This is a genomic window from Brucella sp. IR073, from assembly GCF_049065735.1.
GTDB lineage: Bacteria > Pseudomonadota > Alphaproteobacteria > Rhizobiales > Rhizobiaceae > Paramesorhizobium.
The window spans coordinates 208,397-231,732 of the sequence record NZ_JBAKHD010000005.1 but is presented as its reverse complement, the minus strand read 5'-3'; the positions used below and the strand labels follow the sequence as shown (position 1 = coordinate 231,732).

Sequence of the window (23,336 nt, the reverse complement as noted above, 5' to 3'; positions counted from 1 at the left end):
CAAGCCCTCAAATATTCGCGTTGAACGTATCGCAGGAATCGAGCTTGCCGGACGTGTAGCCGCGCGTGAACCATTCCGCCCGCTGCGCCGACGTTCCGTGGTTGAAGGTTTCAGGCACCACATAGCCTTGCGTGCGCTTTTGCAGCGTGTCGTCGCCGATCTGGTGGGCGGCGTTGATCGCTTCTTCGAGGTCGCCCTTTTCGACAATGCCCTTCTGGTTGGTGTAGTAGCCCCAGATACCGGCGAAGCAATCTGCCTGCAGTTCCACGCGCACCGACATGGCATTGGCCTGCGCCTCGTCCATCGTCTGCCGCGCCTGGTTGAAGCGCGGCAGGATGCCGAGCAGGTTCTGCACGTGATGCCCTACTTCGTGCGCCAGGACATAAGCCTGCGCGAAATCGCCGGACGCGCCGAAGCGGTTGGCGAGTTCGTCGTAGAAGCTGAGATCGATATAGACCTTGCGGTCGCCCGGGCAGTAGAACGGGCCGGAGGCGGCGCTGGCAAAACCGCAGGCCGAACGCACTTGATTGCTGAACAGCACCAGCGTCGGCGGCGCATAAGTTGCACCATTGGCCTTGAAGATGCCGCCCCACACATCTTCCGTCTCCGCCAGCACGGTGCGCACGAATTGCGTCATCTCGTCATTGCGCGGGCCAGCCGGAGTGCCGGACACCTGGCGGGAGTTTTGAGCGGGCGCCAGATCGCCGGTCAAGAGGAACTGCACCGGATCGAGCCCGATGGCCTTCATCCCGAAGAAGGCCACCACCAGCAGGATAATGCCGGGAATGCCGCCATTGCGCACCAGCTGGAATACCGGCCCCACGAGCCCGCCTCCGCCAATCCTCGGCTGCCCAAACCCGCTCTGCGAAGCGCCGGTCTCGTCGCGCAGGTCTTCCACATTGTCGCTTTGCCTGCCGCCCTGCCAGCGCATCAGCCCACTCCTTGTCCCGTGTGAAAACCCCGTCGCGACAATCGTTACACAAACACGCGGATTCGCAACAGCGAAACTCGGCTCGTCCTACGATCACGAAAGATGGCGGACGGTTACAAGGGCGTATAGCACTCAGGCCGCCGCCGCAGCCGCCCGCGCGGCGGGTTTCTGGAACACGACCACCACGAAGATCGCGCATAGCTCGAAGAAGGCCGCGACAAAGCCGAGTTCCACCGGCGCGCCATATTGAAGCACGAGTCCCCCGGCGAATGACCCGAAGGCAATCCCGAGATAGAGCGCCGAATTGTTGAGCGACAGCGTCATCGGCGCCAGTTCCGGCGCGACGCCGACGATATGGCTCGCCTGCGCGGGATTGAACGCCCAGCCGACAATGCCCCAGGGCACCATGGCGGCGATGAGCAATATCCCGGCGAGCGGACGCGGCGCGAAAAGCGGGATGATGGAAAGCAGGGCAAGCGAGATCGCGCCAAGGGCCAGCACGAGAAGCACCGTCTGCATCGGACCGAAACGGTCCGCCACATAGCCGCTGCTCAAATTTCCAATGGCCGCACTGATGCCGAAGACGAGCAACATCACGGGTAACGCTCCGGCTCCAAGCCCAACTTCCATTGCCAGCGGTGCGATATAGGAGAAGGCGGTGAAATACCCGGCCATGCACAGGAAGGTGGTGACGAGGGATGGGAAGACACCCGGTCGCCCAGCCGCCGTCAGACGCTCGCTCAAGGCCAGCCTCGTGCCCTTGAGGCCGCGCGGCAGCTTGAACCACAGGATCGCAGCGGCAACTGCACCCAGCACCGCTACCGAAAGGAAAGTTCCCCGCCAGCCGAATGCCGCGCCGATCAGCGCGCCGAGCGGTGCACCGAACGCCACGGCCACCGTCGTGCCGCCGACGACGACGGCGATTGCCCGCGCCCTATGCTCCGGCCCGGCAAGCGCCACGGCTGTCGCCTGCGCCGTCGCCGCAAAAAGCCCGGCCGCCAGCGCCATCAGAATGCGCGCGACGAGCAGCAGCGCGAAGGAGGAGCTCGCCGCAGCGATGAGATTGCCGATGACGAAGACCCCCATCGTCGCGGCAATAACGCACCGCCGGTCCGCCGCGCCCGCCAGCGTGGTCAGCAGCGGCGCGCCGATGGCATAGGCAAGCGCGAAAGCGGTGATGAGGAAGCCCGCCTGCGCCATATTAATGCCCGCATCGGCGGAAATCGCCGGCAGCAGGCTCGACATGACGAACCCTTCCGTGCCGATTGTAAAAGACCCGACAGCCAGCCAGATAAGTCGCTTGTCCATGAGACATCCCTTAGTTCAAAGTTTATTGAACTATTGAACCAAGGCCTACCTGATGTCAATCCGATGCCGCCGTCCTGCTGACAGCGGACTGTCAGGAACCAGCGAGACGTCCCGCCGCATTGAATTTCTTCGGGGTTGGGTTTATCTGTGGCCCATGTCACTGCCGCATCCGGATATAGACCAGATCGAGCTTTCCAACGTTTTGTCCGCGCTTGGCGACAACACACGGCTGGCCATTGTCGGCTATCTCGCCCGCCACGAAGACGCTCCGCTGCCCTGCAGCCGGTTCCAGCATTTCGGCTCCAAGACCAATATTAGCTATCACGTGGCCAAGCTGCGCGAAGCGGGTGTGGTCAATGTCGAACCATGCGGCACCGCGCGGCTCGTCAGCCTGCGCCGCGCCGATCTCGACCAGCGCTTCCCCGGCTTTCTCGACTGCATTATCGCCAGAGCCATCGAAATGTCGCTTGTGATTGAGAATGGGGATGCGGACGCTCAAAAACCGAGCGCCCAGTAAGGGCGAGGAGCAACCGGGACAGTCATTTACCTGCCGGACTTACAGTCTGCTGGCGAGCCACATTCCTCCTCGCTCTGCCCGGCTTCTGCCTCCCCATAGCCGGCTCCTGAAAAACCAGCAGCCACACCATCGCCAGCACCGCGAAACCGGCTGAAACGAAGCCAAGCCATGCGGCCCCGCCATGCTCCAGAACGAGGCTACCGGCAACCGAGCCGACAGCGACTCCCAGGAAAACCACCGAATTGTTGAGCGCCAGCGTCATTGGGGCGAGCTTCGGCGCAACGCTGACGATATGGCTCGCCTGCGCCGGAGGAAAGGCCCAACCGATAAGGCCCCAGGGGACCATGGCCGCGATGAGGAGTTCGCCGGCGAGCGGACGCGGCGCAAAGAGCGGGATGAGCGATAAAACCGCAAGAATCAGCGCATCGAACACCAGCATGAAGAACCCGGCCCGGCTGGCGCCGAAACGGTCGGCAAGTGCGCCCCCGGCAAGATTCCCGATCACCGCGCCAAGACCGAAGAGCAGCAGCATGACGGGAAGCGTCCTGCTGCCCAACCCGGCTCCCTGCATCGCCAGCGGCGCGATGTAGGAATAGACCGTGAAGGACCCGGCGGTGAAGAGGAAAGTCGTGATCAGCCCCGGCAGCACTCCCGGCTGCACTGCCGCCGCCATCCGTTGCGATAGTAACTGCCGCTCACCGGTAAGGCCGCGCGGCAGCTCGTTCCATAAGACGATGGCTGCAATACCGCTGAGTATCCCAATGGTAAGAAAAGTTCCCCGCCAGCCGAAAACCGCTCCGATGAGCGCGCCCAGCGGCGCACCAAGTGTCACTGCAACCGTCGCACCCCCGGCGATGATCGAAATTGCCTTCGCCTGATGCTTCGGTCCCGCAAGCGCCACGGCGGTCGCCTGCGCCGTCGCCGTGAACAGGCCCGCGGCCAGCGCCATGACGACCCGGGCGATAACCAGCATTCCGAAGGACGAACTCACAGCGGCGGCGAGACTGCCGATGACAAAAAAGCCCATGGTCGCGGTGATGACGCGGCGCCGATCCGCCGCAGCCGCCAGCGTGGTCAGCACCGGCGCGCCGATGGCATAAGCGAGCGCGAACGCCGTGATGAGAAACCCCGCATGCGGCACCGTTATCCCGACATCGTCAGCTATGGCAGGCAAAAGGCTCGAGATGACATATCCCTCGGTGCCGATGGTAAAAGACCCCAATGCCAGCCAGAAAAACCGCTTGTCCATGAGAACCTCTACTATCCAATTCATCGGTGAACTGAGAAGCAACCTTCCAATTGTCAACGATTCTGGCCATTTCTCTCGCGAAAGTTACCTGTCGAGAGCATTTTATCTTGAATTTCATTTCGGGATCGCTTTATCGCGCGCTCGCGAAGCTCGCTTGGCGCACAAACCCGAACAAAACCATGAAAAATCCTGATTTTGGGGGTTACGTCGCGGGCCGCCTTTGCCTATAAGGCCCGCTTAGCCCATAGAAATCTGCTGCCAGCCTGCCGAGGTCATACCTTGCGCGGGTTCTTATCGCGCGGCCCAAAGCGACGGAACAGACCCATGCCGAAACGTACAGACATCAAATCGATCCTGATCATTGGCGCGGGACCGATCGTTATCGGACAGGCTTGCGAGTTCGACTATTCCGGCACCCAGGCCTGCAAGGCGTTGAAGGAGGAAGGCTACCGCATCATCCTCGTCAACTCCAACCCGGCCACGATCATGACCGATCCGGGCCTCGCGGACGCGACCTATGTCGAGCCGATCACGCCTGAAGTCGTCGCCAAGATCATTGCCAAGGAGCGCCCCGACGCGCTGCTGCCGACCATGGGCGGTCAGACCGCGCTCAACACCGCCCTCTCCTTGAAGCGCATGGGCGTGCTCGACCGCTATAATGTCGAAATGATTGGCGCCAATGCCGCCGCCATCGACAAGGCCGAGGACCGCGCCCTCTTCCGCGAGGCGATGGCCAAGATCGGCCTGGAGACCCCGCGCTCCATGCTCGCCAACGCCACCGAGGTCAAGGAAAAGGACCGGCAGGCCCATGAGGAAAAGCGCCAGGCGCTGAAGGCGAAATATTCCGGCGACGAACTCGACGCTGCCCTCGACCGGCTAGAGACCGAATGGCAACTCGGCGAAGTCGACCGCAAGCAGCGCTACATGACCCATGCCATGAGCCTGGCGGCGCAGGCGCTCGACCATGTCGGCCTCCCCGCCATCATCCGCCCCTCCTTCACGCTGGGCGGCACCGGCGGCGGCATCGCCTATAACCGCTCGGAATTCTTCGAGATCGTCGAGCGCGGCCTCGACGCCTCCCCCACCACCGAAGTGCTGATCGAGGAATCGGTGCTCGGCTGGAAGGAGTATGAGATGGAGGTCGTCCGCGACAAGGCGGACAATTGTATTATCGTATGCTCCATCGAGAACCTCGACCCGATGGGCGTCCACACCGGCGACAGCATCACCGTTGCCCCTGCCCTGACGCTGACCGACAAAGAATACCAGATCATGCGCAACGCCTCCATCGCAGTGCTGCGCGAGATCGGCGTCGAGACCGGCGGCTCCAACGTGCAGTTCGCGGTCAACCCCAAGGACGGCCGCCTCATCGTCATCGAGATGAACCCGCGCGTCTCGCGCTCCTCGGCGCTCGCCTCCAAGGCCACCGGTTTCCCGATTGCCAAGGTGGCCGCGAAACTCGCCGTCGGCTACACGCTGGACGAGCTGGAGAACGACATCACCGGCGGCGCGACGCCCGCCTCCTTCGAGCCGTCCATCGATTACGTCGTCACCAAGATCCCGCGTTTCGCCTTCGAGAAATTCCCCGGCGCCTCGCCCATCCTCACCACGGCCATGAAGTCGGTCGGCGAAGTCATGGCCATTGGCCGCACCTTCCAGGAATCGCTCCAGAAAGCCCTGCGCGGCCTTGAAACCGGCCTCACCGGCCTCGACGAGATCGCCATCCCCGGCATCGAGGACGGCGACGAGAAGAACGCCATCCGCGCCGCCATCGGCACGCCGACCCCCGACCGCCTGCGCATGGTCGCCCAGGCGCTGCGCATGGGGATGACGGTCGGCCAGGTGCACGAGATCTGCAAGATCGACCCGTGGTTCCTCGAACAGATCGAGGGCATCGTCAACATGGAAGCCCGCATCCGCGAGCACGGCCTGCCCAAGGACGCCGAGAACCTGCGCATGCTGAAGGCCATGGGCTTCTCCGACGCCCGCCTCGCCAGCCTCACCGGACAGGACGCAAATGACGTCGCCAAGCTGCGCGCCTCGCTCGATGTGCATCCGGTCTACAAGCGCATCGACACCTGCGCCGCCGAATTCGCTTCCCCCACCGCCTATATGTATTCGACCTACGAGACGCCCTTTGCCGGAGCACCGCGCTCGGAAGCGCAAGTGTCCGACCGCAAGAAGGTCGTCATCCTCGGCGGCGGCCCGAACCGTATCGGCCAAGGCATCGAGTTCGACTATTGCTGCTGCCATGCCGCCTTCGCGCTTGGCGACGCGGGCTATGAGTCGATCATGATCAACTGCAATCCGGAGACGGTCTCGACCGATTACGACACCTCCGACCGGCTCTATTTCGAGCCGCTGACGGCAGAAGACGTGCTGGAGATCCTGCGCGCCGAGCAGGCGGCAGGCACGCTTGTCGGTGTCATCGTCCAGTTCGGCGGCCAGACGCCCTTGAAGCTCGCCGACGCGCTGGAAAAGGCGGGCATCCCGATCCTCGGCACCTCGCCCGACGCCATCGACCTTGCCGAAGACCGTGACCGCTTCCAGAAGCTCCTGATGAAGCTCGGCCTCAACCAGCCGAAAAACGGCATTGCCTATTCGGTCGAGCAGGCACGGCTCGTCGCCAGCGATCTCGGCTTCCCGCTGGTGGTGCGCCCCTCCTATGTGTTGGGTGGCCGGGCCATGCAGATCATCAATGACGAGCGGGCGCTGCAGAGCTACCTGCTCGACACCGTGCCGGAACTGGTGCCGGAGGATATCAAGGCGAAATATCCCAACGACAAGACCGGCCAGATCAACACGCTCTTGGGCAAGAACCCGCTGCTGTTCGACACCTATCTGACCGAAGCCATCGAGGTGGACGTTGATTGCCTCTGCGACGGCAAGGACACCTTCGTCTCCGGCATCATGGAGCATATCGAGGAAGCGGGCATTCATTCGGGCGACAGCGCCTGCTCGCTCCCCGTTCACTCCCTCTCCGTGGAGGTCGTCGCCGAACTCGAACGCCAGACCGCCGCGCTCGCCAAGGCGCTCAATGTCGGCGGGCTGATGAACGTGCAATACGCCATCAAGGACGGCACCATCTATGTGCTTGAAGTGAACCCCCGCGCCTCGCGCACGGTGCCCTTCGTGGCCAAGACCATCGGCAGGCCCATCGCCAAGGTCGCCGCGCGCATCATGGCGGGCGAAACGCTGGATGCCGCGCTCGGCGCCTATGGTGGCAAGCCCGACCAGGCCACCCGCCCGCATATCGCGGTGAAGGAAGCCGTCTTCCCCTTCGCCCGCTTCCCCGGCGTCGATACGCTGCTCGGGCCCGAAATGCGCTCGACCGGCGAAGTCATGGGCCTCGACTACGATTACGCCCTCGCCTTCGCCAAGGCGCAGCTGGGCGCCGGCGTGGATCTTCCCCGCGATGGCACCCTGTTCGTCTCCGTCCGCGATGAGGACAAGGCGGGCATCCTCCCGGCAGTAAAGCGCTTGGCCGAAATCGGCTTCAAGGTCCTCGCCACCGGCGGCACCCAGCGCTTCCTTGCTGAGAATGGCGTCGAGGCGACCAAGATCAACAAGGTCCTGGAAGGCCGTCCGCATATCGAAGACGCCATCCGCAACCGCCAGGTCCACATCGTCTTCAACACCACCGACAGCGCCAAGGCGGTCTCGGACTCGAAGTCGATCCGCCGCGCCACGCTGATGCAGAAGGTGCCGTATTATACGACACTCGCCGGCGCGGCAGCGGTGGCCGAGGCGATTGCGGCGCTGAAGGCGGGGAGCCTGGAAGTAAGGCCGTTGCAGGATTATTTTTGACCGGAATCGCTGAATGGCGGCAAGCCAAACATAATAATATCAGCGCGGTAACCCGCGCGCTGATTTCGGCGTGCGGCGGGGAAAGACCGCCACCATCATCTGGTGGCTCTGCGTCCAAGCCGACCGCCGATCTCGGCGAGGCTCCGTGTTGAAGCGCCAAGTATAAGCGTGCGCCGACTTTGCTCTTTCATCCAGCCACCTGGCTCTTCAGTTCCTCTCGCCTGTCTGCCTCCACCTTCTCCAAATGCAGCACCCGCGAGAACACATGGTCGTGCGGCAAGCGCTTGCCGATATGGATGACCGCGGCTTCCTCCATGTAATTGCGTAGAATGTCGAGCACGCGGTCGAGTGCCTCCTCTTCCATGCCGTCGAGCGCCTCGTCCACCACCACCCAGCGCGGGTTGATGAGGCTTAGGCGCGCAAAGGCGAGGCATTGCTGCTCGTCTTCGGTCAGGACCCTGTCCCAGCGCGCCACGCGGTCGAGGCTTGAGACGAGCCGGTCAAGGCCGCCGCGTTTCAGCGCCGCCTTGAGATCGTCCTCGAAAAAGCGGCCGCTATCCAGCGGATAGGCGAGCGCACCGCGTAACGAGGTCGGCGGGAAATAGGGAATGCGCGGCATATAGATGACTTCTTCGTCCTTCGGCAGGCCGATCCTCCCCGCCCCCCAAGGCCAGAGCCCGGCAAGCGCACGGAACAGCAGCGTCTTGTCGGCGCCCGGCTGGCCGATGATCAGCACCCGCTCGCCGGGCTTCACCTCCACATGCGCCTCGCGCAGCCGCATTCCGCCCTCGGTCGAGACGATTTCGAGATCGTCGATGGTGAGGGCTTTTCCCTCGTTCTCCTCGGTCGTTATGCGCTGCTCCAGCGGAGAGAACTCGTCCATCTGCATGACCGCCTGCCGGAAGGAGGCGACGCGCAGCAGCGTGGCGCGCCAGTCGGCGATGGCGCCGAAATTGTCCACGAACCAGCGCAGCGATGTATGCACCTGCGTGAACGCGCCCACCGCCATCATCAGCCCGCCAAAGGTAAGCCCGCCCGAGAAATAGACCGGCGCGGCCACCAGAATGGGCGCGACGATGGTGAACCAGCCATAGCCGGCAGTGACCCAGGTCAGATTGGTCAGGGCATAGACGATGCGCCGGATGGCGGCCAGAACCGCATCCAGGTCGAGATCGAGCCGACGTTTCTCATCGGCTTCTCCCCGCGCCAGCGCGATGGCGTCGATATGCTCGTTAACCCGCATCAGCGAAAAGCGCAGATCCGCCTCGCGCGCATAGCGGTCGGCATTGATCGTCACCAGCTTGCGCCCGACGATCCATGTCAGCCATGAGGCGGAAGCCGCATAGAAGATCGCCGCCCAGACCATGTAGCCGGGAATGGAGAAATTATAGCCGCCGACATGAAAGATGAACCCGGCAGACAATTGCCAGAGCACGCCGATGAAGCTGATGAGGATGATCGAGGCCTGCAGCAGCCCGATGCCGAGATCCGCCGTCATTTCGGCCAGATGCCGGGCATCCTCGTGCAGCCGCTGGTCCGGGTTGACGCCGATTTCCCCTGCCCCGGAAAGGCGGAAGGCACGGCCCGGCACCATCCATTCGCGGATCAGGTCGCCAGCCAGCCCCTCGCGCAGCTTCATCTTGAACATCTGGTTGAGCCAGGTCTGCGTCACGTTGAGCACCAGCAGCGTCCCGGCAATGCCGACGAAAATCATAAGCTGATGCAGGAAGGCGTTCACGTCGCGCCGCGACAGTGCGTCGTAAAACGGCACGTTCCAGCTGTTGAGCCAGAGCTGGCCGTAAGCGATGGCAGCGATGAGGAGGAAGATCAGGCTGCCGGTCACGATCAGCGTGTTGCGCACAGGCGAGACCCAGAAGGCACCGATCATCATCGTGCCCTGCGCCACGATATCGGTCCGCCCCGGATCGGCGCGGCCCATCAGGCGCGACAGGCGGGAGGCTTTCTTGTCCGGTTTCGGTTCGGAAGCTCCGCTTGAGGTCTCCAACAGCTGCCCCTTTTTCCATCTGGGACGAATCGCCATCGATCCGCTTCATTCCCAAGATGTATGGGCGCAGGCTGTTAAGGCAATAAGGCAGCGGCGCAGTATGTTCATCCCTTTCGGTGCTCGGTTATCGCCGCGTTGCTTACTCCCTTGCCATCTGCCCGATTGTGCCCTAAAATCCCTGTTATCGATATTTCGGTCGAGAGACTTTGCGACCTGCTCGGACTATCCGCGCTTCCTGATGATCTCCTCTCCATAATCTCGATTCGCGGTCCCGCATGTCTTCATGCGGGTACTATCCTCTATGACGTTAAAGGAATTTTCCCATGGCTAAGGGAACAGTGAAGTGGTTCAACAGCACGAAGGGCTTCGGCTTCATCCAGCCGGACCAGGGCGGCGCGGACGTTTTCGTCCACATCTCCGCCGTTCAGCGCGCGGGCCTCTCCTCCCTCGATGAAGGGCAGAAGATCAACTACGAAATCGTGCAGGACCGCCGTTCCGGCAAGTCCTCCGCCGACAATCTCTCGGTCGCCTGATTCTTCTCAGCTCTCACGAGCACGCAAACACGAGGCGGGGGCAACCCCGCCTTTTTGTTTGGCCTTATTCCGGTATCCATCCAATCGGCACATGGCCCGAATCCTCGGCGACGCGCTTAAGCCATGCCGAGACAGCCGGATAGCGCGCAAGGTCGAAGCCGCCCAGATCCGCCTCATGCGTATAGGCGTAAAGCGCGATGTCGGCGACGCTCATCTCGTTCCCGGCGATGAATGGCGTCTTCTGCAATTGCATTTCCATCACGGTTAGCGCCTTCTCCCCGCCCGCAAGGGTTGCGGCCAGCTTCTCCGGCGTCGCCTCCTTGGCCCGTTCAGGATAGACCATCAGCGCGCGGCGCACCGCGATATAGGGCTCGTGGCTATATTGCTCGAAGAACAGCCATTGATAGACGAGCGCGCGCTCATAGGCATCCTCAGGCAAAAAGCGCGTTCCTTCCGCCAGATGCAGCAGGATGGCGTTGGATTCGGCGAGGAAGCGGCCATCGTCGAATTCCAGCAGCGGCACCTTGCCGTTCGGGTTCTTGGCCAGATAGTCCGGCTTGCGCGTCGAGCCATCGACGGAGGAAATGGTGACATGGTGAAACGGAATGCCGAGTTTTGCCATTAAAAGCCGGGGCTTATAGCAATTTCCGGAATCGGGTTGCGAATAAAGGATGGGCATGGGATTCTCCGGTTACGCCTGACTATCGCAATAGCCGCAATCCCCGTCCAATCAGTTTGGCTGAAGCTTTTCTAAACAATTGCTGATGCTTTCGCCTTTCGCTGCAACACACCCTGGCAAATCGCCCGAGTGTGATGTCCAAAATCAAAGCTTTTCTTGCGATTCCTTCCCGCTTGCGACATAGAAAGTGCCGCGAAACCGGACCGACGCCCGGCCTCCGGCCGCTAAACAACGCTGCCATTCAGGAGAATGAACCATGGCATTCCTCGCCGACGCCCTATCCCGCGTAAAGCCTTCCGCCACCATCGCGGTCAGCCAGAAAGCACGCGAGCTGAAGGCGAAAGGCAAGGATGTGATCGGTCTTGGCGCGGGCGAGCCGGATTTCGATACGCCTGATAATATCAAGAAAGCGGCCATATCAGCCATCGAGCGCGGCGAGACGAAATATCCGCCCGTTTCCGGCATTCCCGAGCTGCGCCAGGCCATCGCCGCCAAGTTCAAGCGCGAGAACGGCCTCGACTACAAGCCGGAGCAGACCATCGTCGGCACCGGCGGCAAGCAGATCCTGTTCAACGCCTTCATGGCAACGCTGAACCCCGGCGACGAGGTGATTATTCCTGCACCCTACTGGGTCAGCTACCCGGAAATGGTGGCGATCTGCGGCGGCACGCCCGTCTTCGCCGAGGCGAAGCAGGAGAACAATTTCAAGCTCACCGCAGAAGACCTCGAGAAGGCGATCACGCCGAAGACGAAGTGGTTCATCTTCAACTCGCCCTCGAACCCGAGCGGTGCGGCCTATACGGAAGCAGAGCTGAAGGCGCTGACCGAAGTGCTCATGCGTCATCCGCATGTCTGGATTCTCACCGACGACATGTATGAGCATCTGGTCTATGGCGATTTCGTCTTCACCACGCCCGCGCAGGTGGAGCCCTCGCTCTATGACCGCACGCTTACCATGAACGGCGTGTCCAAGGCCTATGCCATGACCGGCTGGCGCATCGGCTACGCTGCCGGACCGGTTGAGCTCATCAAGGCGATGGACATGATCCAGGGCCAGCAGACCTCTGGCGCCTGCACCATCGCGCAATGGGCGGCTGTCGAGGCGCTGAACGGCCCGCAGGACTTCATCCCGAAGAACAAGGCGATCTTCCAAGGCCGCCGCGATCTGGTCGTCTCCATGCTGAACCAGGCCAAGGGCATCGTCTGCCCCACGCCGGAAGGCGCATTCTACGTCTACCCCTCCTGCGCCGGCCTCATCGGCAAGACGGCGCCTTCTGGCAAGGTAATCGAGTCGGACGTCGACTTCGTCACCGAGCTTCTGGAGGCTGAAGGCGTTGCGGTGGTACAGGGCTCGGCCTTCGGCCTCGGCCCCAACTTCCGCATTTCCTACGCCACATCGGAGGCGCTGCTGGAGGAAGCCTGCACCCGCATCCAGCGCTTCTGCGCCTCGCTGCGGTAATGCAAAGACTCCCTCCCCCTTCCGGGGAGGGTGGCCGCAGAGCGGTCGGGTGGGGGTGATGACGTTTCGCCACTGCCTCCAGCAAAAGCACAAACGTCACCAACCCCATCCGCCCGCTAACGCGGGGTTCGTCGCTGGAAAAGCCAAATTGTTGGCTTTCCCTCGGCCTTCGGCCGACCGCTTCTCAATCCCCGCAAGGGGAAGGAGGGCGTAGCAACTGGGGCCCGCGCGGCCCCTTTTCTTTGCCCCTGAAAAAACAGCTTGCAAAAGTCAAAAAAAAAGCCGGACAAAGGTCCGGCTTTGAGTTTTGAAGGTGCCGTTTCCGGCGAAACCTCCAGAGGGGAACACTCAAGGATGCGCAATGGGAGGAGGAGACGCATCACTTAAGATGCGCTGGATATGCGCCCTCCCTCCCTTTTACGCAACCCCGCTAAATCGCATTGCAGCCATGCACAAGGCGCATAGCGAAATAGTACAGATAATTTCATATATTTCAATATGTTAGAGGATTAACAGAGTGATACCCTCGCTAAATACCGATGAATTCTCTGCTGTGAGGTGCAGATTTTCTGTCCCATTTGCGAGGCGATATGCCAAGAATCGAGGCAGAACACTGCCGCATGAATTGGCAATTTGCCCGCTTTGACGGCAGATTTTGTGCTGAGACCGCCCCTTGATCACTCTTTTCTTCGAAGACAATTGAGGTAAGATGAGACGCGTGGGGGATGAAATGACACAAATTCACAACGAACAGATCAAGCTTCTGGCGACGTACATTCGCGCCCGTGGTTTCGAGTCTTTATAGCTCAAGACCAACACCGTTCCTTGTCTCTGTCAGCCTAATTTGCTTTCTGCTATCGTACACCATACATTATGCAGCAAGCCAAGTTCTCAAGGGGCTAAGGCCATGACGACGATGCAGGCTCTCTCATTTCTCATTGGGCCCATTGCTGGCGTGTTGATTGCCGCATGGGCGGTGTATTATGCCAAGCATATGGAATGAAGATGACCGGCACATCCCAGCGCCGGTCAAGAACCCCTGCTGAGTCCTCTTAATAAACCCAGCTGCGTGCCTTTGAGAACAGGAAATCCCGGAACGCATGCAGCTTCGCTGAATTCTTCAGCGCTTCCGGGTAGCAGAAGAACGTGTCGAAGGAAGGTATTTCCTCCATCTCGGGAAGAAGCCGCACCAGGCCCGACTCCTTGTCGACCATGTAATCAGGCAGGACGGCGATACCGACGCCGCGCTGGGCCGCGCGTTTGATCGAAAGCAGATTGTTGACCTGCAGTGTCGGAATGCGTGGGCTGCCCTCGCTGCGCCCTGCCACTTCCAGCCAGTTGAGCCCGGTCAGATAGCTCGGCGCGGGCTCGCCAAAGGTGACGATGCGATGCTCGTCAAGTTCCTCCACCGACGTCAGCTTGCCGTGCCGCGCAATATAGTTCGCCGAGGCATAGACATGCATATGCACTGTGAACAGCCGCCGCTGGATCAGATCCGGCTGCTGTGGCTGGCGCAGGCGGATGGCGCAATCCGCGTGGCGCATGGTCAGGTCCAGCTCTTCGTTATCGAGGATGAGTTGCAGCCGCACATCCGGATAAAGCTCGATGAACTCCTGCACCCGCTCGACCAGCCAGCCTGAGCCAAGCCCCACCGTCGTCGTCACCCGCAGGCGGCCGGAAGGCTTCTCCCGGCTTTCGGCCAGCTTGGAGCGGACATTCTCGAGCTTCATCAGCACGTCATGCGCCGTGCGATAGAGCATTTCGCCCTGCTCGGTCAGGATCAGCCCGCGCGCATGCCGCTGGAACAGCGGCACGCCCACATCCTGCTCCAGCGCGCTCACCTGGCGCGAGATCGCCGATTGCGAGAGATGCAATGTCTGCGCGGCATGGGTAAACGACCCCGCCTCCGCGGCGGCATGAAATATGCGCAGCTTGTCCCAATCGAGCGGTGCAACCACTTCCCTAGTCCTTCCTCCCGGATTTCACCCGGCGCTCTATTCAGCAGCCTGACGGATCGGCTCCTGTGCCGCAAGCCAGCGCTCCGCCTCCAGCGCGGCCATGCACCCCATGCCCGCCGCCGTCACCGCCTGCCGGAACACATCGTCTGTGACGTCGCCCGCGGCAAAAACGCCCGGCACATCCGTCGCCGTCGAATCCGGCGCGGTCCAGAGATAGCCGTTCGGCTTCTGCTTGAGCTTACCCTCGAACAACGACACCGCCGGCGCGTGGCCGATGGCGACGAAAATGCCGTCGGTCGCAAGCTCGCTCACCTGCCCCGTCTTGATGTTCTTGAGCCGCACGCCGGTGACGACAGGCCCCATGGGCGCCTTCCCCTCGGTGCCGGTGATCTCCTCCACCACCGTGTCCCAGATGACCCGCACATTCTCCTTGGAGAACAGCCGGTCCTGCATGATCTTCTCCGCGCGGAAGGCATCGCGGCGGTGAATGACCGTCACGGACTTCGCCAGATGCGACAGATAGAGTGCCTCCTCCACAGCGGTGTTGCCGCCGCCGACCACGACCACGTCACGCCCGCGATAGAAGAACCCGTCGCAGGTGGCGCAGGCCGACACGCCGCCGCCCATGAAGGTCTGCTCGCTCGGCAGGCCCAGCCATTTTGCTTGGGCGCCGGTGGCGATAATCAGCGCGTCACAGGTATAATCCGTTCCGGAATCGCCCTTGAGACGGAACGGACGGACCGAGATATCGGCCTCGACGATAATGTCCTGCACGATCTCCGCACCGACATTCTCCGCTTGGCGGGCCATCTGCTCCATCATCCATGGCCCCTGCACGGGATCGGCATAGCCGGGATAGTTTTCTACATCGGTGGTGATGGTCAGCTGGCCGCCCTGCTGCAGGCCCGCCACGACGATGGGTTTGAGCATCGCCCGCGCTGCATAGATCGCTGCCGTATAGCCCGCGGGGCCGGAACCGATGATGAGAACGGGCGCGTGGCGCTGTGGCATGGGGGAAATCCTCGTAAAGCGGCACCGATTCGAAGGTGCCGGGCAACCATCTGGGCGATTGTTGTCAAAGTAATGTTTTGCATGGACCTTTTGCAAGGTTTCCACAGGCACTGCGGTCGTTTAGCCACAGGCTAATCCCTTGAGCGCGGTGCGGCGAAGCGTCCCGCGGCAGGGCAACATCCAGTTGCGGCAGGATGGGAATCGGATATGATTATTGCCTTCAAGCGCAATATCATTGCGTCATGCATTTTATGGCTGGACGGAATATCCGGCATCGTGCAAATGCGAGACTAGTGATTCCCTTCGGAGCCATGCATGCCCATCAAGGCCGATCTCGACGACATCGACTGGAAAATCCTCAAAGAATTGCAAAATGATGGGCGCATCACCAATGTCGAGCTGGCGGATCGCGTCGGCATATCCGCCCCGCCCTGCCTGCGCCGGGTGCGCAAGCTGGAGGAAAGCGGCGTCATCCGTGGCTACCGCGCCATCCTGAACGGCGCCGCGCTGGGCCAGGATCTGGTGGCCTTCTGCTCGGTCGGCCTGCACCGGCAGGCAGATGCGGATTTGAAGGCCTTCGCCGAAAAGACCAAGCATTGGCCGCTGGTCCGCCGCGCCTGGATGGTCTCGGGCGAATCCGACTTCCTGCTCCACTGCGTCGCCCCTGATATCAACACCTTCCAGACCTTCGTCATCGAGGAGCTGACCGCGACGCCAAACGTCGATTCCGTCCGCACCGCGCTGACTATCAGGGCGGTGAAGGACGAGGCGTTGATGCTGATTTAAGGCAGTAGGGCAATATGTTTTGCCCGAACATACTGCCCTACTCTACTGCCCTACTGCCCTCAAACACCCTCTCATACACCGCCCCAATCGCCCTCGCCTCCTTCTCCAGCGGAAAATTCTCCCGCACATGGGTAAGCGCGTTTTCGCCATGGGCGATTGCCAGGGCCGGGTCGGCGAGATAGGGGCGGATCGCCTCGCGCAGTGCAGCGCCGTCACCCGCAGGCACGACGGCGCCGGTCTTTCCGGTTTCGATCATTTCGGCATAAGCGCCAGCATCGCTCGTCACCGACGCCGTGCCTGACGCCCCTGCTTCGAGCGGCGTCAGGCCGAAACCTTCATTGCGCGACGGCGCGACATAGAGCGCAAGCCGCCGGTACCACACCTTGATATCGGGCACCTCGCCCAGAAAGACGATACGGTCCTGCAATCCGGCCTTGGCAATGCGTGCCCTGAGGTCGTCTTCGAAAGCCTTGTGCTCCGCCGTGGTGCGGCCGGTGATAACCGCCGTCCACTCCGGATAAACGGGCAGCAGCGTGATCATCGCATCGACGAACAGATCCGTGCCCTTCTGATGGCGCACCCGCCCGAAGCAGCCGATGGCATAGCGTCCCGGCAGGCCGGAAGCGGCGAATTCATCCTCCGCCATACGCGGCGGGTGGAAACGGTCTGTATTCACGCCGTGCATGATGACGGTGTGCGGCACTTCCAGATAGCTGCCGGATCGCGCGCTGGTGGCGATCACCGCATCCATGCGGCGGATCAGCCATTTTGTGAAAGGCTTGTGGTTGCGCTGGGCGGCGGAGGTAAAGACGAGGCGCAGCGGCATGCGCAGCACATCGCGCATGATGACGCCCGCCACCATCTCATTGTTGCGCCGCGCATGCCAGATACGATGCGCGCGCCGCTTCGGTCTTTTCCAGAATTGCAGGAGCGACAGCCAGCCGAGCTTTGGCAATCCATCCGGCAGGCCGGGCCCCATCGTTGCGATGTTGAGGCCCATCCGCCGTTGCAGCGGGATCAACTGCACGATGGTTGAGGTGACCCCCGAAAGCTGACGCTTGAAATTGGGTGCGACGATTTCGATGTCGTCTATCCGCTCAGGCACGTGGAGGCCCTTCCATCGAATAGACGACTTTAAAGGGAAATGTCGGCAAGACAGCGCCCCCCTCTGACGAGCAATCCCGCCTACGAATATCTCAGCCCGATGATCTCATAGGACCGCGAGCCGCCGGGCGCGTTCACCTCGATGGTGTCGCCTTCGCTCTTGCCGATGAGGGCACGGGCGATGGGCGAGGAGATGGAGATGCGGCCCTGCTTCACATCGGCTTCCTGGTCGCCGACGATCTGGTAGACCTTCTCCTCTTCGGTGTCCTCGTCGATCATGGTCACCGTGGCACCGAACTTGATCTTGTCACCGGACAGCTTGGAAATGTCGATCACTTCCGCGCGAGCGATATAATCCTCGAGCTCGCTGATGCGGCCCTCGTTCAGGCTCTGGGCTTCCTTGGCCGCATGATATTCGGCATTCTCGGAAAGATCGCCATGGGCGCGCGCCTCGGCGATGGCGTCGATGATGCGCGGCCGTTCCTCCTGCTGACGCCAGCGAAGCTCCTCCTTGAGCTTGTCGAAACCGCCTTGGGTCATCGGGAACTTTTCCATGCTCAAATTTCCTTTCCCTCAACCTACGCCGCCTTGCAACGCGGCAACTGGACACAAAAAGAAAACGGCCCCCGAAGCATCGCCCCGGAACCGTCCAAATCATCCTGCGTAATATATAGCACTGATTGCACCAATTTCACGAAGAAAAATTGCGGCTTGCGCGCGGCGCTGGCTTGATACCTGGCAATGCGTCGCTAAATTCCCATTCATGATGAAAAGAACGACGACTGCCCTAGCCGCCCTCTTCACCATTGCCGGCTTCTCCGCCGCCGGCGCACAGGCGTTCACCACCGAAAAGGCCAAGATCAAGGCCGAAACGGTGACGACCGGCCTTGCCTCGCCCTGGAGCCTCGCCTTCCTGCCGGATGGCGCGCTGCTCGTCACCGAAAAAGCCGGAACCATGCGCATTGTCAGCAATGGCAAGGTTTCGGAACCCGTGGACGGAGTGCCCGAAGTCTGGGCCAACGGCCAGGGCGGGCTGCTCGATGTGGCGCTCGCGCCGGATTTCGCCAAAAGCGGCACGATCTATTTCACGTTCTCCGAGCCGGGCGACGGCGGAGCCGGAACTGCAATCGCCAGTGCCCGGCTCGAACGGGATGGCGGCAAGGCCCGACTCACCGATGTGAAGACGCTGTTTTCGACGCAAAAGAAGACCTCGCGCGGCCAGCATTTCGGCTCGCGCATCGTCGTCGCGCCTGACGGCACACTGTTCGCCACCTTTGGCGAACGCGGCGACATGGAGCGCGCCCAGGACTTTTCGGACCCCGCGGGCTCGGTTCTGCGCATCAACGCCGATGGCTCGGTGCCCGCCAACAATCCTTTCGCCGATGGCGGCAAGGGCCTGCCCCAGATCTGGTCGAAAGGCCATCGCAACGCGCAAGGCGCGGCCTGGGATCCGCTCACCGACGCGCTTATCGTCACCGAGCATGGTCCGCGCGGCGGCGACGAAGTCAACCGCCCCGAGGCAGGCAAGAATTATGGCTGGCCGCGGATCGGCTATGGCGTTCACTATTCCGGCGAGAAGATCGGAAGCGGCACGGCTGCGGAAGGCTATGAACAGCCGCTCCATTACTGGGACCCCTCCATCGCGCCATCAGGCCTCGCCGTCTATGAAGGCGAGATGTTCCCCGAATGGAAGGGCGACCTTCTGGCCGGCGCGTTGAAATATGAAATGCTCGTGCGCCTCGACCGCGATGAAAAGGGCAATATCTCAGGCGAGGAGCGGATGCTGGAAGGCAAGTTCGGCCGCATCCGCGATGTTCGCGTGGCTCCGGATGGGTCGGTGTACTTGCTCTCCGATGGCGATGATGCGTCGATCGTAAGGCTGTCACGGGCGGACGCCTAGCCGCCCGCTCGTCCTGTCAAGCCAGACACACCCAGGAGCCTTCATGTCCCGCACCCGCGCCAATCTGCTGCTTCTTCTTGCCGGCGCGATCTGGGGGCTTGGCTTCGTTGCGCAGTCGACGGCGATGGCGAGCATCGGCCCGCTGATGTTCATCGGCCTTCGCTTTGTGCTGGCGGCGCTCACCGTGCTGCCGCTTGCGCTGCGTGAGGCGCGGCAGGCCCCGAGGGCGCTGAAATCGTCGGACCATTTCGGCTTTCTGTTTATCGGCCTTCTGCTCTTCGCCGGCATCGCCGCGCAGCAGTTCGGCATGCTGACGACGTCAGTCACCAATGCCGGATTCCTGACCGGGCTATATGTGGTGATGGTGCCATTCGTCGGCATCATTCTGTTCCGCCATTGGCCGCACCCGATCATCTGGCCCTGCGCGATTGCGGCGCTCGCCGGAATATGGCTCCTCTCCGGCGGTGCGCTGGATGCCCTGATTCCGGGTGACTGGATGGTCATTCTCGGCGCGGTCTTCTGGGCGCTGCAGGTCGTCTTCGTCACGCGCTATGCCGAGCGAACCGGTAGGCCGTTGATGCTCTGCCTCGTGCAGTTCACGCTCTGCGCCGTGCTCGGCCTCTCGCTAGCCTTTGCGCAGGAGGGCATCGACTGGAATGCGATACGGGCCGCCGCGCCGGAAATCCTCTTTGCCGGCATCTTCTCGTCAGGCATCGCTTTCGCTTTGCAGGCCGTCGGCCAGCGCTACACCACCGCCCCGCAGGCGGCGATCTTCCTGTCATCCGAAGCGCTGTTCGCCGCGCTCTTCGGCGCCATCTTGCTCGGCGAGCGCCTGCCGCCCTCGGGCATCGCCGGATGCGGCCTGATCTTCGCATCAATGCTCGCCGTGGAGCTCGTTCCGATGATGCGCCAGCGGCGGTCCGCCGTCAGGCCTTGAAGATCAGTGCCGCGCCGCAGGCAATGAGCGCGAAGCCAAGGAGATGCTGCCAGGTCAGCGGCTCCTTGAGATAAAGCACCGAGAACGCCACGAAGACCGTGAGCGTGATGACTTCCTGTATCGTCTTCAGCTGCGCCGTCGAATAGACGCCATGGCCGATCCGGTTGGCCGGGACCGCCAGGCAATATTCCACCAGCGCGATGCCCCAACTGATGAGCACGACCGTAACCAGAGACGCCTTGGGAAATTTCAGATGCCCATACCAGGCGAATGTCATGAACACATTCGAGGCGGCAAGCATGAGGATGGGCAGGATGGAGGGGGAAAGCAGAAACCGCATTTGGCATCCGGGATAAAGTGAATAATGGCCGCCATTGCATTGAGAGCCGCGCATAATGCAAGCGCGAAGCCCGCCATTCACGCCGAATTCAACCCGCTGCCGCTTTTCGGACACAGCCCTTAACCAAGCCGCTTAAGCTTCCTTTACGCTTGGCGCTTATCGTCCGTTTTACACCATCAATGGAGCACGCGCCCTTCCCCAAGGGCGCAGGATGGAAAGACGGACATGAGTATCACGTTGTCCCCGCAGCCGCATCGGCTCGCCACGCTTTTTATTATCTGTGCAACGGTCTTCATGGCCTCATGCTCGCGGGAAACCGTCCGCAGGCCGGAAGCGGATGTCGGCATGTCGCTTGCCGCTCCGGCTGAGAACGATCAGTCCTATGGCTTCCAGTCGCGGCTGGAAAATCCGGTCACGGCAGGCGAGAATCTCTACGCCCAATCCTCGTCGGAAATGGCCTGCCGCGTGCGGCTGAAACAGCTGGGCGTGGTCTTCACCGATCTCCCGCCCATCAATGACGGCGGCGCCTGCCGCATCGACAACCCGATTCTGGTATCGGGCTTCGCCGGCGGCAATATCCGCTTCCAGCCCGCCGCCAAGCTCAATTGCCAGGTCACCGAGGCGTTCGCCCGCTGGGTCAAGGGCGATCTCGTCCCGTCGACCCGCTTCCGCTATCTCTCGGGCGTCAACACCATCTACAATGCCGGCGGCTATTCCTGCCGCACCATGAACCACCGGCGCGGCGCAAAGATGTCGGAGCACTCGCGCGGCAACGCCATCGACGTCACCCGCATCCGCCTCAACAATGGCGACCTCATCAAGGTGGAGAAGCCGGGCTGGTTCTCCTTCCGCAAGCGCGGACTGCTCAACAGCGTCCGCTCCGAAGCCTGCGATTATTTCACCACCGTGCTAGGGCCCGGCTACAACAGGGAGCACGCCGATCATTTCCACTTCGATCTGATGCAGAGAAGGAATGGGTATAGGGCGTGTAAGTGAGTGATAGGGAATAGTGAACAGTGAGATAGTGAAAGAGGGCTATCTCACTGTTCACTATCTCACTTCTCGTCCGGCACCGCCTTCGGCTTCCCATTCAAGTCCAGCGCCACCATGACGAATTCCGCATGCGTCACCAGTTCCATGTTGAGCGTCAGATAACGCTGTGCCCAGGCCTCGACGCGCAGCGTGATCGAGGTGCGCCCGACGCGGACGATATCCGTATAGACGCAGAGCGTATCGCCGATCTTGACGGGCTTGGCGAAGGACATCTGGTTCACCGCGGCGGTGACGACGCGACCGCCTGCCCGTTCCGCCGCCCTGACCGCGCCGGCAATATCCATCTGCGACATCACCCAGCCGCCGAAAATATCGCCCGCCGCATTTGCGTCCTTCGGCATGGCCTGGGTGCGCAGGGTCAGAACACCCGTGGGATTCGCTTCCTTCATCGATCATCCTTTCGCTGGAAATGGCAATCACCCTGATTACCACCAGTGCAAAGCCATTCGCCAGTGGATATCCCGCATGGCTGGGTTGCGCCATCGCCCCGTTGCTGGTCTTTACCCATGTAATCGCGTCTGTAAATGTGGTCTGGGCGCAAGCGGGTGGGACCAAACCGAGTGACAGCACGAATTTCCGCTCTATTGCTGATAATGCTTGCCCTCACGGGATGCAGCGGACGCGCGGTCCTGTGGGCCGGCCCTCACGCCGAAGCCGCCATGGTCCGAGCCGGCGAGAAGCCTGCCGCCGTCGTGCCGATTTATGTCGCCACCACCCGCCAGCGCTCGGACGATCTCTCCCTGCCCTATAATGCCAAGCGTTCGCTTACGCTCAATTTCGCGCGCGTCGATGTCGGCATTCCCCCGAACCATAAGAGCGGCATCGTCGAAAAGACCGACCGCAAGCCCGATCCGGCCAAATATTTCGCCGCCACCGCTTTCCAGCCCTATGACAACCGCAAGGTTTTTGCCGAAAAGCTGAATGCGGCGCTAGCCGCGCGCCCGGCCGACCAGCAGGAAATCCTCGTCTTCGTCCACGGCTATAACAATAATTTCGCCGACAGCACCTTCCGCGAAGCGCAGTTCATCCATGATTACGGCTTCAAATCCGTCGCCGTCCACTATGCCTGGCCTTCCGCAGGGGCGCTGGGCCTTTACGTCTATGACCGCGACAGCGCCAATTTCGCACGCGACGGGTTGGCGGAACTGCTTGATATCGTCAGCCGGACGCGGGCGAAGCGCATCATCCTGGTCGGCCATTCCATGGGCTCGATGGTGGTGATGGAAGCCCTGCGCACGCTGGCCCTTTCAGGGCGGCGCGAGCCAATCGACCGGCTGACCAGCGTCATGCTCGCCGCGCCCGATGTGGATGTCGACGTGTTCCAGGAGCAGGTCAGGGACATCGGCAAATTGCCCCGCCCCTTTGCCGTTCTCGTGTCGCGGGAAGACAGGGCGCTCGATATCTCCTCGCGCATAACCGGTGGCCACCCCCGCGTCGGCGGCGGTTCCGACATCGCCATGCTCAGGGAAAACGGCATCGCCGTGCTCGACCTCTCCGACGTCGACAAGGGCGGCCATGACGTCTTCGCCTCCTCGCCGACATTGATGACCCTCGTCAAACGCGGCGGCCTGACCGAACGGACGCTCGAAGGCGAAGGGCCCACCACCGGCGAAACCATCCTCGCCGATGGCACTTCGGTGCTGCGCGGCGCGGCCTCGCTGGTGCTGTATCTGCCGACGCGCATACTGACGGCAGCCACCGACCTGCCCCGGTAAAGTCGCCTGTCGGGCATGCACCGAAATTGAATTGGCTTCTGGAA

Annotated in this window: 20 protein-coding genes; 9 read left to right on the top strand and 11 right to left on the bottom strand. The window is 61.8% G+C overall.

The window, feature by feature from the left end; all coding sequences use genetic code 11:
* Nucleotides 1-7: 7 nt before the first annotated feature.
* Nucleotides 8-931, bottom strand: a complete 924-nt coding sequence (locus ACOWVG_RS13015; RefSeq protein WP_420962651.1) for a neutral zinc metallopeptidase — start codon at nucleotides 929-931, stop codon at nucleotides 8-10.
* Nucleotides 932-1,063: 132 nt separating this feature from the next.
* Nucleotides 1,064-2,239: an MFS transporter gene (locus ACOWVG_RS13010; RefSeq protein WP_420962650.1), complete on the bottom strand. Its 1,176-nt coding sequence runs from the start codon at nucleotides 2,237-2,239 to the stop codon at nucleotides 1,064-1,066.
* A 154-nt stretch (nucleotides 2,240-2,393) separates the two neighbouring features.
* Here ACOWVG_RS13010 and ACOWVG_RS13005 point away from each other — a divergent pair, with 154 nt between their 5' ends.
* Nucleotides 2,394-2,756 carry an ArsR/SmtB family transcription factor gene (locus ACOWVG_RS13005; protein ID WP_420962649.1) on the top strand — a complete coding sequence of 121 codons (363 nt, stop codon included), beginning with the start codon at nucleotides 2,394-2,396 and terminating at the stop codon, nucleotides 2,754-2,756.
* A gap of 22 nt (nucleotides 2,757-2,778) precedes the next feature.
* Here ACOWVG_RS13005 and ACOWVG_RS13000 read toward each other — a convergent pair whose 3' ends face one another.
* Nucleotides 2,779-4,005 (bottom strand): MFS transporter, encoded by a 1,227-nt coding sequence (locus ACOWVG_RS13000; protein ID WP_420962648.1) that lies wholly within the window; start codon nucleotides 4,003-4,005, stop codon nucleotides 2,779-2,781.
* 324 nt (nucleotides 4,006-4,329) lie between these two features.
* Here ACOWVG_RS13000 and carB point away from each other — a divergent pair, with 324 nt between their 5' ends.
* Nucleotides 4,330-7,812 (top strand): carbamoyl-phosphate synthase large subunit, encoded by a 3,483-nt coding sequence (carB, locus tag ACOWVG_RS12995; protein ID WP_420962647.1) that lies wholly within the window; start codon nucleotides 4,330-4,332, stop codon nucleotides 7,810-7,812.
* Nucleotides 7,813-7,999: 187 nt separating this feature from the next.
* Here carB and ACOWVG_RS12990 read toward each other — a convergent pair whose 3' ends face one another.
* Nucleotides 8,000-9,751, bottom strand: a complete 1,752-nt coding sequence (locus tag ACOWVG_RS12990) for an ABC transporter ATP-binding protein/permease (RefSeq protein WP_420962901.1) — start codon at nucleotides 9,749-9,751, stop codon at nucleotides 8,000-8,002.
* 389 nt (nucleotides 9,752-10,140) lie between these two features.
* On the opposite strand from ACOWVG_RS12990, the gene ACOWVG_RS12985 reads away from it, so the two are divergent.
* Nucleotides 10,141-10,350: a cold-shock protein gene (locus ACOWVG_RS12985; RefSeq protein WP_188824638.1), complete on the top strand. Its 210-nt coding sequence runs from the start codon at nucleotides 10,141-10,143 to the stop codon at nucleotides 10,348-10,350.
* Nucleotides 10,351-10,414: 64 nt separating this feature from the next.
* Here the strand turns inward: ACOWVG_RS12985 and ACOWVG_RS12980 are convergent, their stop codons facing one another.
* Nucleotides 10,415-11,029, bottom strand: coding sequence for a glutathione S-transferase family protein (locus ACOWVG_RS12980; protein WP_420962646.1), 615 nt, complete (start codon nucleotides 11,027-11,029; stop codon nucleotides 10,415-10,417).
* A gap of 256 nt (nucleotides 11,030-11,285) precedes the next feature.
* Between ACOWVG_RS12980 and ACOWVG_RS12975 the strand changes: the two genes are divergently transcribed.
* Nucleotides 11,286-12,488 (top strand): pyridoxal phosphate-dependent aminotransferase, encoded by a 1,203-nt coding sequence (locus tag ACOWVG_RS12975; RefSeq protein WP_420962645.1) that lies wholly within the window; start codon nucleotides 11,286-11,288, stop codon nucleotides 12,486-12,488.
* Between the two features lie 1,052 nt (nucleotides 12,489-13,540).
* Here the strand turns inward: ACOWVG_RS12975 and ACOWVG_RS12970 are convergent.
* Together ACOWVG_RS12970 and trxB are read right to left on the bottom strand one after the other, a co-directional pair.
* Nucleotides 13,541-14,446, bottom strand: a complete 906-nt coding sequence (locus tag ACOWVG_RS12970; RefSeq protein ID WP_420962644.1) for a LysR family transcriptional regulator — start codon at nucleotides 14,444-14,446, stop codon at nucleotides 13,541-13,543.
* A 36-nt stretch (nucleotides 14,447-14,482) separates the two neighbouring features.
* Nucleotides 14,483-15,457, bottom strand: a complete 975-nt coding sequence (trxB, locus tag ACOWVG_RS12965) for a thioredoxin-disulfide reductase (RefSeq protein ID WP_420962643.1) — start codon at nucleotides 15,455-15,457, stop codon at nucleotides 14,483-14,485.
* A gap of 315 nt (nucleotides 15,458-15,772) precedes the next feature.
* Between trxB and ACOWVG_RS12960 the strand changes: the two genes are divergently transcribed.
* Nucleotides 15,773-16,243, top strand: a complete 471-nt coding sequence (locus ACOWVG_RS12960; protein ID WP_420962642.1) for an Lrp/AsnC family transcriptional regulator — start codon at nucleotides 15,773-15,775, stop codon at nucleotides 16,241-16,243.
* Nucleotides 16,244-16,280: 37 nt separating this feature from the next.
* Here the strand turns inward: ACOWVG_RS12960 and ACOWVG_RS12955 are convergent, their stop codons facing one another.
* Both ACOWVG_RS12955 and greA read right to left on the bottom strand, forming a co-directional pair.
* Nucleotides 16,281-17,348, bottom strand: coding sequence for a glycosyltransferase family 4 protein (locus ACOWVG_RS12955; RefSeq protein WP_420962641.1), 1,068 nt, complete (start codon nucleotides 17,346-17,348; stop codon nucleotides 16,281-16,283).
* Nucleotides 17,349-17,428: 80 nt separating this feature from the next.
* Nucleotides 17,429-17,902 (bottom strand): transcription elongation factor GreA, encoded by a 474-nt coding sequence (gene greA / locus ACOWVG_RS12950; RefSeq protein WP_420962640.1) that lies wholly within the window; start codon nucleotides 17,900-17,902, stop codon nucleotides 17,429-17,431.
* 211 nt (nucleotides 17,903-18,113) lie between these two features.
* Between greA and ACOWVG_RS12945 the strand changes: the two genes are divergently transcribed.
* The gene (locus tag ACOWVG_RS12945; protein WP_420962900.1) at nucleotides 18,114-19,247 is read left to right on the top strand and encodes a PQQ-dependent sugar dehydrogenase; all 1,134 of its coding nucleotides are present in this window, start codon (nucleotides 18,114-18,116) and stop codon (nucleotides 19,245-19,247) included.
* Nucleotides 19,248-19,290: 43 nt separating this feature from the next.
* Entirely contained in the window at nucleotides 19,291-20,184 is an 894-nt protein-coding gene (locus tag ACOWVG_RS12940; RefSeq protein WP_420962639.1) for a DMT family transporter, read from the top strand.
* Here the strand turns inward: ACOWVG_RS12940 and ACOWVG_RS12935 are convergent.
* A complete protein-coding gene (locus ACOWVG_RS12935) occupies nucleotides 20,174-20,524 on the bottom strand; it encodes a DMT family protein (protein ID WP_420962638.1) in 351 nt (116 codons plus the stop codon). The two genes, ACOWVG_RS12940 and ACOWVG_RS12935, sit on opposite strands and share 11 nt — an antisense overlap.
* 225 nt (nucleotides 20,525-20,749) lie before the next feature.
* On the opposite strand from ACOWVG_RS12935, the gene ACOWVG_RS12930 reads away from it, so the two are divergent.
* Nucleotides 20,750-21,520 (top strand): extensin family protein, encoded by a 771-nt coding sequence (locus ACOWVG_RS12930; protein WP_420962637.1) that lies wholly within the window; start codon nucleotides 20,750-20,752, stop codon nucleotides 21,518-21,520.
* 59 nt (nucleotides 21,521-21,579) lie between these two features.
* Here the strand turns inward: ACOWVG_RS12930 and ACOWVG_RS12925 are convergent, their stop codons facing one another.
* Nucleotides 21,580-21,966: an acyl-CoA thioesterase gene (locus ACOWVG_RS12925; RefSeq protein ID WP_420962636.1), complete on the bottom strand. Its 387-nt coding sequence runs from the start codon at nucleotides 21,964-21,966 to the stop codon at nucleotides 21,580-21,582.
* A gap of 135 nt (nucleotides 21,967-22,101) precedes the next feature.
* Between ACOWVG_RS12925 and ACOWVG_RS12920 the strand changes: the two genes are divergently transcribed.
* Nucleotides 22,102-23,292 (top strand): alpha/beta hydrolase, encoded by a 1,191-nt coding sequence (locus tag ACOWVG_RS12920; RefSeq protein WP_420962635.1) that lies wholly within the window; start codon nucleotides 22,102-22,104, stop codon nucleotides 23,290-23,292.
* Nucleotides 23,293-23,336 lie beyond the last annotated feature (44 nt).

What these genes read in the sequence shown, in the direction of transcription:
- ACOWVG_RS13015 (WP_420962651.1), bottom strand. Translation starts at nt 931, where the DNA reads ATGCGCTGGCAGGGCGGCAGGCAAAGCGACAATGTGGAAGACCTGCGC.
- ACOWVG_RS13010 (WP_420962650.1), bottom strand. Translation starts at nt 2,239, where the DNA reads ATGGACAAGCGACTTATCTGGCTGGCTGTCGGGTCTTTTACAATCGGC.
- ACOWVG_RS13005 (WP_420962649.1), top strand. Translation starts at nt 2,394, where the DNA reads ATGTCACTGCCGCATCCGGATATAGACCAGATCGAGCTTTCCAACGTT.
- ACOWVG_RS13000 (WP_420962648.1), bottom strand. Translation starts at nt 4,005, where the DNA reads ATGGACAAGCGGTTTTTCTGGCTGGCATTGGGGTCTTTTACCATCGGC.
- carB (WP_420962647.1), top strand. Translation starts at nt 4,330, where the DNA reads ATGCCGAAACGTACAGACATCAAATCGATCCTGATCATTGGCGCGGGA.
- ACOWVG_RS12990 (WP_420962901.1), bottom strand. Translation starts at nt 9,751, where the DNA reads ATGGGCCGCGCCGATCCGGGGCGGACCGATATCGTGGCGCAGGGCACG.
- ACOWVG_RS12985 (WP_188824638.1), top strand. Translation starts at nt 10,141, where the DNA reads ATGGCTAAGGGAACAGTGAAGTGGTTCAACAGCACGAAGGGCTTCGGC.
- ACOWVG_RS12980 (WP_420962646.1), bottom strand. Translation starts at nt 11,029, where the DNA reads ATGCCCATCCTTTATTCGCAACCCGATTCCGGAAATTGCTATAAGCCC.
- ACOWVG_RS12975 (WP_420962645.1), top strand. Translation starts at nt 11,286, where the DNA reads ATGGCATTCCTCGCCGACGCCCTATCCCGCGTAAAGCCTTCCGCCACC.
- trxB (WP_420962643.1), bottom strand. Translation starts at nt 15,457, where the DNA reads ATGCCACAGCGCCACGCGCCCGTTCTCATCATCGGTTCCGGCCCCGCG.
- ACOWVG_RS12960 (WP_420962642.1), top strand. Translation starts at nt 15,773, where the DNA reads ATGCCCATCAAGGCCGATCTCGACGACATCGACTGGAAAATCCTCAAA.
- greA (WP_420962640.1), bottom strand. Translation starts at nt 17,902, where the DNA reads ATGGAAAAGTTCCCGATGACCCAAGGCGGTTTCGACAAGCTCAAGGAG.
- ACOWVG_RS12945 (WP_420962900.1), top strand. Translation starts at nt 18,114, where the DNA reads ATGAAAAGAACGACGACTGCCCTAGCCGCCCTCTTCACCATTGCCGGC.
- ACOWVG_RS12940 (WP_420962639.1), top strand. Translation starts at nt 19,291, where the DNA reads ATGTCCCGCACCCGCGCCAATCTGCTGCTTCTTCTTGCCGGCGCGATC.
- ACOWVG_RS12935 (WP_420962638.1), bottom strand. Translation starts at nt 20,524, where the DNA reads ATGCGGTTTCTGCTTTCCCCCTCCATCCTGCCCATCCTCATGCTTGCC.
- ACOWVG_RS12930 (WP_420962637.1), top strand. Translation starts at nt 20,750, where the DNA reads ATGAGTATCACGTTGTCCCCGCAGCCGCATCGGCTCGCCACGCTTTTT.
- ACOWVG_RS12925 (WP_420962636.1), bottom strand. Translation starts at nt 21,966, where the DNA reads ATGAAGGAAGCGAATCCCACGGGTGTTCTGACCCTGCGCACCCAGGCC.
- ACOWVG_RS12920 (WP_420962635.1), top strand. Translation starts at nt 22,102, where the DNA reads ATGTGGTCTGGGCGCAAGCGGGTGGGACCAAACCGAGTGACAGCACGA.